The sequence below is a fragment of the Nocardioides sp. TF02-7 genome, assembly GCF_022437945.1.
Lineage (GTDB): Bacteria > Actinomycetota > Actinomycetes > Propionibacteriales > Nocardioidaceae > Nocardioides.
Map to the genome: position 1 here is coordinate 1,819,452 of NZ_CP092535.1, position 11,078 is coordinate 1,830,529.

Consider the following 11,078-nt stretch of genomic DNA (forward strand, 5'->3'; position numbering starts at 1 on the left):
CACGTGGAACCAGCGGGTGACGGTGGGGTTTCCGGGGACGGCCCGGGCCCCGGCCCCGGCCCCGCCCCGCCGGTCGCGGCGGCGCTCTTCGGCGCCGACCGGATGGCCCTGGTCGAGCAGTACGCCGACCTGCTGGCGACCGATGGCGTGGTGCGCGGGCTGATCGGGCCCCGCGAGGTGCCCCGGTTGTGGGACCGCCACCTCGTCAACTGCGGGCTGCTGGCGACCGCACTCCCCCGCGGCTGCTCCGTGGCGGACGTCGGGTCGGGAGCCGGGCTGCCGGGTCTGGTGCTGGCGCTGGCGCGGCCGGATGTCCGGGTGACGTTGGTGGAGCCGCTGCTCCGGCGTACCTCGTTCCTGACCGAGGCGGCGACGGCGCTCGGCCTCGACAACGTCGAGGTGCGGCGCGCCCGTGCCGACGCCCTGCACGGCCAGCGGTCGTTCGACGTGGTCACGGCCCGGGCCGTGGCCCCGATGGAGCGGCTCGTCGGGTGGTGCATGCCGTTGGTGGCTCCGGAGGGCTCGTTGCTGGCGATGAAGGGCACGTCAGCCGAGGAGGAGCTGGTCGGTGCGGCAGACGTCCTCCGCCGGCTCGGGTGCGCCCGGCCCGTCGTCGAGACGCTGACCCTCCCCGGCTCCCCTGGGCAGCCTGGGGCGGAGGAGGTCGTCCACACCCGCGTCGTGCGAGTTACGTGGGCGGATCCGGCGCGGGTATCGTGGCCGTCCGCCGGCAAGCGCACCGGCGCACCCGGTGGCCGGGGTGCGGGTCGGAGCCCCGCCGCGCGCCGGCGACCACGATCTCGCGATCGGCGGCGATGAACGCCGCTCGGGCCTGACGCCCCGTCGCCGCGGGGTGGTTATCCACCGTGCGAGTGGCCGGTTCCCAGGCGTAACGTCCACAGATTTTCCATTCTTTTCCACAGGAGGCTGCGGTGGCCGGAGACCACGAGGATCGACCCGCGGACGCGACGGGTGACGCCGTTTCACGTGAAACAGGGCTCGACGGCTCCGACGTTTCACGTGAAACCGGATTCCCGGTCCGGACCGCTGCGGACCTCGCCGAGCTCGATCCGGGCTTCGACGACCACCAGACTCCCCTGGCAAAGGCAGCGCACCACTCGGTGCTGGTGCGGCAGGGCATCCAGAGCCAGCGGGTCCCCCGCCCGCGCGAGACCCGGGTCTTCGTCGTCGCCAACCAGAAGGGCGGGGTCGGCAAGACGACGTCGACGGTCAACATCGCCGCGGCGCTCACCCAGCTCGGGCAGCGGGTGCTGGTGGTCGACCTCGACCCCCAGGGGAACGCGTCGACCGCCCTCAACGTCGAGCACCGTCAGGGAACGCCCGGCACCTACGAGGTGCTGGTCGAGGGTGCGCCGATCGCCGACGTCCTCGCGCCCTGCCCCGACTGCGCGGGCCTCGAGGTGGTGCCGGCGACGATCGACCTCGCAGGGGCGGAGATCGAGCTGGTCAGCGTGGTCGCGCGGGAGAGCCGGCTCAAGAAGGCCCTGACCGCCCACCCCCGGATCGGGAGCGCCGCGGACGCCGGCGAGGACCGGTTCGACTACGTGCTCATCGACTGCCCGCCGTCGCTCGGCCTGCTCACGCTCAACGCGCTCGTCGCCGGCGCGGAGATGCTGATCCCGATCCAGGCCGAGTACTACGCCCTGGAGGGCCTCGGGCAGCTCCTCTCCACCGTCGACATGGTCCGGGCCCACCTCAACCCCGAGCTCGCCGTGTCCACCATCCTGCTCACCATGTACGACGCCCGGACGCGGCTGGCGGCGGGCGTGGCGCAGGAGGTGCGCGAGCACTTCGGCACGCAGGTGCTCAAGACCGCGATCCCCCGCTCGGTGCGGGTGTCGGAGGCGCCGTCGTACGCGCAGACCGTGATGACCTACGATCCGGGATCGCCGGGCGCGCTCAGCTACCTCGAGGCGGCCCGGGAGATCGCGACCCGAGGGAGCCTTGGATGAGCAGCAGCACCCCCGCCGCGGCTTGGGCCGCGGGCTCGGGTCGTTGATCCCGACCGCCCCGCCGCCGCCTCCCGCGCCTGCCCCGGCTTCTCCCACGTCGGACAGCCCGGGCTCGGCCGGGTCGGACGGGGCTGCCGCGACCGCTGAGGCGCCGGGGACCGGTGGGACGAGCGAGGCCGTCCCGGGACTGGTGATGGTCGACGGCGCCTACTTCGCCGAGCTCGACCCCACGTCGATCCGGCCCAACCACGTCCAGCCGCGCCAGGTCTTCGACGAGGAGGCGATGGCCGAGCTGGTGCACTCGGTGCGCGAGATCGGCCTGCTGCAGCCGATCGTGGTGCGCCCCGACGGCCCGGACTCCTACGAGCTGATCATGGGCGAGCGTCGCTGGCGCGCGGCCCAGGAGGCCGGCCTCGAGACCGTCCCGGCCATCGTCCGGCAGACCGACGACGCCGACATGCTCCGCGACGCCCTGCTGGAGAACCTGCACCGTTCGCAGCTCAACCCGCTGGAGGAGGCCTCGGCCTACGCCCAGCTGCTCGAGGACTTCGGCTGCACCCACGACGAGCTGGCCCAGCGGATCGGCCGCTCCCGGCCCCAGATCAGCAACACCCTCCGCCTGCTCAAGCTCAGCCCCGCCGTGCAGCGGCGGGTGGCGGCCGGCGTCCTCTCCGCGGGCCACGCACGAGCGCTGCTCGCGGTGGCGGACGCCGACGTGCAGGACCGGCTCGCCCAGCGCGTGGTGTCGGAGGGGATCAGCGTCCGCGGGCTCGAGGAGATCGTCGCTGTCGGCGACACCGGCGACGGCCCGCGCAAGCGCGCGACGCACGCCAAGCCGGTGGCCCCGGGGCTCGCGGACCTCTCGGAGCGCCTGGCCGACCGGCTCGAGACCCGGGTGAAGGTCGACCTCGGCAAGAGCAAGGGCCGGATCGTCGTGGAGTTCGCCAACATCGGCGACCTCCAGCGGATCGTCGACCTGATCGACCCCCGCCGGCCGTAGCCGGTCCCTCGACCCGTCGAGATTGTCGACAAAGCACCTTGTCGACTGTTGCTTTGTCGACAAAGCGCTATGGCGCTTTGTCATCGTGTCGGCACGGGGCCCGGGTCAGGCCGACGTGGACCCGCCCTCGCGCCGGCGAGCGGCACGGGCGGCCTGCTCCTCGGCGTCCAGCCGGTCCGCCTCCTCCGGGGTGGGCGCGGAGCCGCCGTACCGGGCGGGCGTCCACCACGAGCCCGGCCGCCGCTCCTCCTCCGGGTAGCCGGCGATCACCTCGTCGAGCATCCGCTGCATGACCGCCCGCAGCTCGGCCGTCTCGGCGGCCGGGTCGTCGCCGGTGGGGTGCAGCGGCTCGCCGACCCGGATGGCGATCGTCTTGGGCGAGCGGGAGAAGTCCTTGGGGTGGTCCTTGGTCATCAGCCGGTGGGCGCCCCACACGATCACCGGCACCAGCGGTACGCCGGCCTCGGCGGCGAGCCGGACGGCACCGGTCTTGAGCTCCCTTGATCTCGAAGGAGCGCGAGATGGTGGCCTCGGGGTAGATCCCGACCACCTCCCCTGCCCGCAGGTAGCCGAGCGCCTGCTCGAGGGCGGCGCCGCCGTCGGCCCGGTCGACCCGGATGTGGTGGAAGCTGCGCAGCAGCGGGCCGAGCCACCGGTGGTCCATCATCTCGCGCTTGATCATGAACCGGACCAGCCGCTTCGAGGGGTTGGCCCCGAGCCCGGCGTAGATGAAGTCGACGTACCCGGTGTGGTTGATCGCGAGCAGCGCCCCGCCGTGGCGGGGCACGTTGTCGGTGCCGGACATCTGGAAGCGCTGCCGGAGCAGCCGGAAGGCGAGCTTGGCACTGACGATGACCGGCGGGTAGGTGAGGTCGCGCACGCGCCGAGTCTGACAGCCGCCCGCCCCGGTCACGACGGCAGCGTCACCTGCGGGTGGCGAGGAACTCCGCGATCCGGCCGATGGCCTCCTCCAGCACGTCCACGTCGGGCAGGGTGACGAGCCGGAAGTGGTCCGGCTCGGGCCAGTTGAAGCCGGTGCCGTGGGTGACGAGGATCTTCTTCGCCCGCAGCAGCTCGATCACGAACTGCTGGTCGTCCTCGATCGCATAGACCTCCGGGTCGAGGCGCGGGAAGCAGTAGAGCGCCCCGCGCGGCCGCACCGAGGTCACGCCCGGGATCTCGTTGAGGAGCCGGTCGGCGAGCATGCTCTGCTCGTAGAACCGGCCGCCGGGCACGATCAGCTCGTTGATCGACTGGTAGCCGCCGAGCGCGGTCTGGATGGCGTGCTGGGCGGGCACGTTGGCGCACATCCGCATGTTGGCCAGCAGGGTGAGGCCCTCGAGGAAGTCCTCGGCGACCTCCTTCGGGCCGGAGATCATCACCCAGCCGGCGCGGTAGCCGCAGACCCGGTAGGCCTTCGACAGCCCGCTGAACGTCAGGCAGAGGACATCGCCGCCCGCGGCGGCCGCGGCGTGGTGGTGGACGGCGTCGTCGAAGATGATCTTCTCGTAGATCTCGTCGGCGAAGACGACCAGCCGGTGACGCCGAGCGATGTCGACGAGCTGCTCGACCATCTCCTTGCTGTAGACGGCACCCGTGGGGTTGTTGGGGTTGATGATGACGAGGGCGTGCGTGTTCTCGGTGATCTTCGACTCGATGTCCTCGAGGTCGGGCATCCAGTCATTGCCCTCGTCGCACCGGTAGTGCACGGGCACCCCGCCGCTCAGCGTGACCGCGCCGGTCCACAGCGGGTAGTCCGGCGCCGGGACGAGGATCTCGTTGCCGTCGTCGACGAACGCCTGGAGGACCAGCGAGATCAGCTCGGACACGCCGTTGCCGATGAACACGTCGTCGACGTCGGTGTCGCGGAGCCCGCGGGACTGGTAGTACTGCGCGACCGCGGTGCGGGCGGAGTAGATGCCCTGGGAGTCGCTGTAGCCCTGCGACTCCGGCAGGTGGTGCGTGACGTCGGCCAGGATCGCCTCGGGTGCCTCGAAGCCGAACGGTGCGGGGTTCCCGATGTTGAGCTTCAGGATGCGGTGCCCCTCGGCCTCGAGGCGCTGCGCCTCGACGAGGATCGGGCCGCGGACGTCGTACCGGACGTTGCGGAGCTTCTGGCTCTGGCGGATCTTGCGCATCGCCTCATCCTCCCAGCACCGACCCGGCCGGCGCCTCCGGGTTCCAGAGTGCGGTGCGCGGACGCCCGGCCTACCATCGAGACATGCCGCGCACCACGGTGCCGCTGACGCTCGACCGGCTCGAGGCCCTCGACGGGCTCGGCGTGCCCTGCCGGACCTGCCTGTTCTGGGAGCTCGACCCGGTGCGGCGCGAACGCCTCGGCGACGCGGAGGCGCGCGAGGTGAAGGAGTCCTGGGTCTCGGAGGTGCTGCGGGACTGGGGGTCGTGCGGCCGGGTGGCGCTCGTCGACGGCGAGCCGGTGGGCTACCTCACCTACGCCCCGCCGGCCTACGTGCCCGGCGCCGCCGCCTTCCCCACCGCGCCGCCGTCACCCGACGCGGTGCTGCTGACGACGGCGTACGTCGTCCCCGACCAGGCCGGCGGCGGCATCGGCCGGCTCCTGGTGCAGGGCATGGCGCGCGACCTCGTGCACCGCGACGGCGTGCGCGCGGTCGAGGCCTTCGCCCACCGCGGCCGCGCGGCGCCCGGCTGCCTGCTGCCCGCGGAGTTCCTTGCCCGGGTCGGGTTCAAGACCCACCGCCCGCACCTGCGCACGCCGCGGATGCGGATGGAGCTGCGCTCGCTGGTCACCTGGAAGGACGAGGTGGAGGCGGCGCTCGAACGCCTGATCGGCGCGGTCAACCCCCGGTCCCGGCCAACGCCCGCGCACCGCGACCTCAACTGAGCTGCTGGGGTTGGGGTGGGGCCGGGAGGCCGGCGGTCGGCGCGGGGGTCCGGGTCCGGGGGTCCGGGTCCGCGGGCCGACGTGACGGGCAAAACCACCACTTGTCCGGCATTGCTTTGCCCGACATGTTGAGGTTTCCCCGGTCGGCCGGGGGAAACCTCACGTCCCCGGGCCCCCGAAATCCCCCCCGAAAACACCGACATCCGCCCCAGCGGGACGGGCGCCGAAGCACAGCGGGGAGGTCAGGCGATGAACTCGTCGAGCTCCTTGAGGATCGCGGCCTTCGGGCGGGCGCCGACGATGGACTTCACGACCTCGCCGCCCTGGTAGACGTTGATCGTCGGGATGCCGGTGACGCGGTAGGAGGCCGGGGTGACCGGGTTCTCGTCGACGTTCATCTTGTAGAACGTCACCTTGTCGCCGTGCGCGCCTGCGATCTCGTCGAGGATCGGCGACACCTGGCGGCACGGTCCGCACCACTCGGCCCAGAAGTCGACCAGCACCGGCTTGTCGGACTTCAGGACCTGTGCCTCGAACTCGGCGTCGGTCACTGCTGAGATGTTGCCCACGGCTTCTCCCCTTCGTGGTCGGTGTGTGCGACGTGTCCTGGTTGAACACGTCCCGGTGGTGGATTGTTCCTCGCGCCCTGGTCGGGCCGGCCGCACGGGTCGAGCGAGGTCGAGCGAGGTCGGGACCCGGTCGGGACCCGGTCAGACGGCCGCGCCCGCGGTCGCCGAGGCGCTCGCCTCGGCATGCGCGAGCTCGCCCAGGTACTTCTCGGCGTCGAGGGCCGCGGCGCACCCGGTGCCGGCCGCGGTGATCGCCTGGCGGTAGCGGTGGTCGACGAGGTCGCCGGCCGCGAAGACGCCGGGGACGTTGGTGGCCGTCGAGCCCGGCTGCACCAGCACGTAGCCGTCGTCGTCGAGCTCGACCTGGCCCTTGACCAGCTCGGAGCGGGGGTCGTGGCCGATGGCGATGAACAGACCGGTGGCCGCGAGGTCGCGGGTCTCGCCGCTGAGCGTGTCGCGCAGGGTGAGCGACTCCAGGCTCTCGCCGCCGTTGATCGAGGCGACCTCGGCGTTCCAGATGATCTCGAGCTTGGGGTCGGCGAACGCCCGCTCCTGCATGATCTTGGAGGCGCGCAGCTCGTCGCGACGGTGGATCAGCGACACCTTGCTGCCGAAGCGGGTGAGGAAGGTCGCCTCCTCGACCGCGGAGTCGCCGCCGCCGACGACGGCGATGTGCTGCTCGCGGAAGAAGAAGCCGTCGCAGGTGGCACACCACGACACGCCGCGCCCGGACAGCCGGTCCTCGTCGGGGAGTCCGAGCTTGCGGTAGCCGGACCCCATCGCGAGTACGACGGCACGCGCGGTGAACGTGTCGGTCGCGGTGCGGACCACCTTGACCGGACCGGTCAGGTCGACCGACACGACGTCGTCGGGCACCAGCTCGGCGCCGAACCGCTCCGCCTGCGCCCGCATCTCGTCCATCAGCTCAGGGCCCTGGATGCCGTCGCGGAAGCCGGGGAAGTTCTCGACCTCGGTGGTGTTCATCAGCGCCCCGCCGGCCGTGACGGAGCCCTCGAAGACGAGGGGGTTCAGCTGGGCGCGCGCGGCATAGATCGCCGCGGTGTAGCCGGACGGGCCGGACCCGATGACGATGACGTTGCGCGGCTCGCTGGCCGGGGTGTCGGACATGGTGGTGACGGACCTCTTCAGGAGGGACGGGTGTACATCTTCCAAACCCGATCGTAGGTGGCGGCATTCCCCGGCGGCAGACCGGCGCGCCCCGTGGACCCCGGCCTGGAGAGGGGCCCGCTCACCTGGTCGCGGCGATGGTCACCGAGCGGAGCACCTCGCCGGTGCCGCACTGCAGCACCTCGACCACCTGCGAGCGCCCCATCGGCTCGCGGAACGCGACGAGCGCCGGCCGGCCGTCGTACCGGACGGCCACCAGCACCCCCGGTCCCCAGTCGGCGGGCGCGCACCGGAAGCCGGCCGGGGCCGTGACGGTGGTGTGGTCGTAGTCGGCGACCTCCGACTCCGGGAGCGCCACGGCCTGGAGCCGCGCGAGGCGCGCCGCCAGCCCGTCCGGCTGGAGGTCGGGCGGCTGCCGCTCCATCTCGCGGGTGAAGACCTCGGCCGGCCCGGTGAGGAGCTGGGAGCTGGCCTCGGGCGCCGGCTCGAGCTGTTCCTCGGAGGTCCCGCCGTCCCCGGCGGCTTCGGAGTCCCCCGGCGGTCTCGCCGCGCTCGACGCCGGTCTCGGCGGAGCCGGCGTGGTCGGCGCTGGTGTCGGCCGAGCGCCCGTCGTCGAAGAACGTGCCGATGCCGAGCCCGACGACGGCCACCGCCGCGGCCGCTCCGAGGACGGCGACCACCCGGTGTCGGCGGGTGCGCGTGAGCGGGCGGACGTTGTCGGCGGCGGGGGCCGCGGGCGAGACGGCGCGCTCGGCGGTGAGGCCGGCGAGGACACGGTCCATCCGGGCGGCCACGTCGGGCGGCACCGGACCGGTCTCGCGCACCTCGGCCAGCAGCCGGCGCAGCCGGGCCTCCTCCTCGGGCGGCAGCGGCGCCACCGGGCGGTCGACGTCGTCGGGCATGGGGGTCCTCGGGGCAGGGAAGGTCAGACGGGATCGGGCGCGGGACCGGTGGGCGGCCCTCGGCGCGACACGGATCCGACGTCCGGACCGCCCTTCGGGTTCCGTCCCGCCGGCGGCGCGGCGGCCGCGTCCTCGGCGGCGAGCAGCGGCGCCAGCAGCGCGGCGAGCTTCGCCCGCCCCCGGGCGCACCGGCTCTTCACCGTTCCCTCGGCGCAGTCGAGCATCACCGCGACCTCGGCGACCGGGTAGCCCTCCATGTCGACGAGCACCAGGGCTGCCCGTTGCTCCGCCGGCAGCTGGGCGAGCGCGGCGAGGACCTCCCGCCGGCGCTCGGCCCGGGCGCCGTGCTCAGCGGGGTCGCGCTCGGCGTCGGAGGGGCCGGTCGCGGTCACGGTCGACCCGCGGCCGGCCTCGTCGAGGTCGTCGGGCAGCGGTTCGGCGCGGCGGACCTTCTGGGCGCGCAGCCGGTCGAGGCACGCGTTGACCACGACCCGGTGCAGCCAGGTCGTCACCGCGGAGTCGCCCCGGAAGCTGCCGGCGCGGCGGAACGCCGCCACCAGCCCGTCCTGGAGGCCGTCGGCGGCGGTCTCGGGGTCGCCGGTCGTGCGCAGCGCGACCGCCCACAGCCGGTCGCGGTGACGCTCGAAGAGCACCCCGAAGGCGTCGGGGTCGCCGGCGACGTGGGCGGCGAGCAGTGCCGCGTCGTCGCGGTCGGCGCCCCGGGGGTCGCGAGGCTCAGCGCCCACGCACCACCACCTCCGCCAGCCCACCCCGGTAACCGCCGGGGACCTCCGGCAGGGCAGTGAACCACACGAGGACGTAGCGGGCGGTCGCGGTGTCGCCGCCGGGGGCCGGGTCGAGCTCGAGCGTGGTGCCGGACGCGGTCTCCTCCGCTGCCGGGTCCTCGGTCGGCGCCTCGGTCGGTGCCTCGTCGGAGATGGTGCAGCTGCACGGTGGTGGGCGCGCCGACGAGCGTGAGGTCGACCCGGTCGACCTCGTGGACCTCGCCGAGGTCGAGGACGACGCCGACCCCCGACTTGAGGGCGGGTGCCGTCGGCCCGAGCTGGTCGTCGTACCGCGACGTCGACCAGGTCGTCGCCGGGTCGCCGTCGACGACGAGCGGTGCGTCGTCGTCGTTCTCCACCCCGCCGTCGGTGCCGAGCGGGTCGAACGCCGTCGCCAGCAGGTCGGGCACCGGCGTCGGCGAGGGCGCCGGCGGCGTCGCCAGCGTGGCGCCCTGGCTGGGCTCGTCCCGCTCCTGCCCGAGCGGGGGTGCGGCCGCGGCCGAGGTTGAACGCGACCACCACGGCGACCAACAGGGCAAGGGCGGCAGCGATCGCCATCGCGAGCCGCAGCCAGCTCCGGCCGGGCACCGGGTCGTGCTCGGTCGTCGCGTCCTGCGGCCCGTAGGGCCCGGCACCGGTGTCCCAGGGCCAGAACCCGGCCGCCGCGATCGACGTCTCGCCGCTGTGCGCCGGCGGCGTCGGTATGTCGGTCCGCGGGCGCCGCGCCGGCGCACCGTCCGCGGGCTCGGGGGCGAACAGCGGCCGCTCCGGCGGGTCCTCGAACGGGGGCGGCGGTGGTGGTGGCGTGCTGCGCCTGCGCAGCCAGGAGACCTCGTCGTCCTCGTCGTCCCACACCGGCATCCCCGCCTCGGTGGGGAGCTCGGCGACGGTGGGGATCGGGCGCTCCTCGGCGGGTGCGGCCGGCTCCTCCGGCGCTTCCGGCTCCTCCGGCGCCCGCGACGGCTCGGCCGGCTCCGACTGCTCCGACTGGTCGGCCGGCCCCGACTGCTCCGGCGGCTGCCCGTCGTGGACCGTCATCTCGGGCACCGACGGGAGCACGACGGGCCGGACGTCGTTGATCGGGGGATCGACTCGGCGAGCGCCTCGGGCATGCCGGCCGGGTCGCCGAGGAACTCCAGCAGCCGCTCACGCACCGCGGCGGCGTCGGAGACGTCGAGGTCGTGGTGCGCCTGCCAGGGTCGGCGGTGGGACCGGTCGTCGCGGCAGAGCGCGCTCCACAGGTGGTCGAGCGGCCGCGGCACCCCCGCCCGGACCCGTCGCGGTGCCAGCACCGCGGCGTGCTCGTGCGGCGCGCCCGGCACGGCCGAGGCCGACGGGCCGGGCCAGGTCGCCGTGAGCGCGCAGTAGAGCAGGCCGCCGAGGTCCTGCAGGTCGTGCTCGAGCCGGCCGTCGGGCAGACCGTGCAGCGCGGCGTCGACGCTGAAGCCGATCAGCCGCACCGCCCCGAACCGGTCGACGAGGACGTTCTCGGGGTTGAGCCGCCCGTGGGCGACCCCCTTGGCGTGGGCGGTGGCGAGTGCACCGGCGACCTCCGCCACCAGCCAGGCCGCCGGCCGCGGCGCAGAGCGGCCCGCCGTGGGTGACCAGGATGTCGAGGGAGGTGCCGGTGCCCCACTCGTTGACCACGAAGCAACGGCCGTCGGCCATCTCCGCGTCGAGCACCCGCAGGATCCGCGAGTCGAGCACCGTCGCGGACGCACGCGCCGCCTCCAGCAGTCCCTCGGCCCGCGGGTCGGACTCGGCGATCACGTGGAGGGCGACGAACCGCTCGAGGACGTTGTCGTGGGCTCGCCAGAACCGACCGCCCTCGCTCTCGCTCAGGAGGTCGATCAACCGG

General features: G+C 73.8%; 11 protein-coding genes. 4 read left to right on the forward strand and 7 right to left on the reverse strand.

What is annotated here, in order from left to right; all coding sequences use genetic code 11:
- Nucleotides 1-3 precede the first annotated feature (3 nt).
- The 3 genes from rsmG (at nucleotide 4) to MF408_RS09270 (ending at nucleotide 2,973) form a co-directional block, all read left to right on the forward strand.
- Entirely contained in the window at nucleotides 4-819 is an 816-nt protein-coding gene (gene rsmG, locus MF408_RS09260) for a 16S rRNA (guanine(527)-N(7))-methyltransferase RsmG (protein ID WP_345893932.1), read from the forward strand.
- Between the two features lie 305 nt (nucleotides 820-1,124).
- Complete coding sequence (locus tag MF408_RS09265) at nucleotides 1,125-1,973, forward strand: ParA family protein (protein WP_345893933.1); 849 nt, start codon at nucleotides 1,125-1,127, stop codon at nucleotides 1,971-1,973.
- A gap of 193 nt (nucleotides 1,974-2,166) precedes the next feature.
- Complete coding sequence (locus tag MF408_RS09270) at nucleotides 2,167-2,973, forward strand: ParB/RepB/Spo0J family partition protein (RefSeq protein ID WP_345893934.1); 807 nt, start codon at nucleotides 2,167-2,169, stop codon at nucleotides 2,971-2,973.
- 67 nt (nucleotides 2,974-3,040) lie between these two features.
- On the opposite strand, the gene MF408_RS09275 is transcribed toward MF408_RS09270, so the two are convergent.
- Nucleotides 3,041-3,853 (reverse strand): lysophospholipid acyltransferase family protein, encoded by an 813-nt coding sequence (locus MF408_RS09275; protein WP_240251127.1) that lies wholly within the window; start codon nucleotides 3,851-3,853, stop codon nucleotides 3,041-3,043.
- Between the two features lie 43 nt (nucleotides 3,854-3,896).
- Nucleotides 3,897-5,111, reverse strand: coding sequence for a pyridoxal phosphate-dependent aminotransferase (locus tag MF408_RS09280; RefSeq protein ID WP_240251128.1), 1,215 nt, complete (start codon nucleotides 5,109-5,111; stop codon nucleotides 3,897-3,899).
- Nucleotides 5,112-5,194: 83 nt separating this feature from the next.
- On the opposite strand from MF408_RS09280, the gene MF408_RS09285 reads away from it, so the two are divergent.
- Nucleotides 5,195-5,836: a GNAT family N-acetyltransferase gene (locus tag MF408_RS09285; RefSeq protein WP_240251129.1), complete on the forward strand. Its 642-nt coding sequence runs from the start codon at nucleotides 5,195-5,197 to the stop codon at nucleotides 5,834-5,836.
- Nucleotides 5,837-6,078: 242 nt separating this feature from the next.
- On the opposite strand, the gene trxA is transcribed toward MF408_RS09285, so the two are convergent.
- The 5 genes from trxA to MF408_RS09310 form a co-directional block, all read right to left on the reverse strand.
- The gene (gene trxA, locus MF408_RS09290) at nucleotides 6,079-6,405 is read right to left on the reverse strand and encodes a thioredoxin (protein ID WP_240251130.1); all 327 of its coding nucleotides are present in this window, start codon (nucleotides 6,403-6,405) and stop codon (nucleotides 6,079-6,081) included.
- 141 nt (nucleotides 6,406-6,546) lie between these two features.
- Complete coding sequence (gene trxB, locus MF408_RS09295; RefSeq protein ID WP_240251131.1) at nucleotides 6,547-7,533, reverse strand: thioredoxin-disulfide reductase; 987 nt, start codon at nucleotides 7,531-7,533, stop codon at nucleotides 6,547-6,549.
- Between the two features lie 121 nt (nucleotides 7,534-7,654).
- The gene (locus tag MF408_RS09300; protein ID WP_240251132.1) at nucleotides 7,655-7,957 is read right to left on the reverse strand and encodes a hypothetical protein; all 303 of its coding nucleotides are present in this window, start codon (nucleotides 7,955-7,957) and stop codon (nucleotides 7,655-7,657) included.
- A 501-nt stretch (nucleotides 7,958-8,458) separates the two neighbouring features.
- Nucleotides 8,459-10,258, reverse strand: a complete 1,800-nt coding sequence (gene sigM, locus MF408_RS09305) for an RNA polymerase sigma factor SigM (RefSeq protein WP_240251792.1) — start codon at nucleotides 10,256-10,258, stop codon at nucleotides 8,459-8,461.
- A complete protein-coding gene (locus MF408_RS09310; RefSeq protein WP_240251133.1) occupies nucleotides 10,255-10,779 on the reverse strand; it encodes a hypothetical protein in 525 nt (174 codons plus the stop codon). Before MF408_RS09310 ends, sigM begins: the two co-directional genes overlap by 4 nt.
- Between the last annotated feature and the right edge of the window lie 299 nt (nucleotides 10,780-11,078).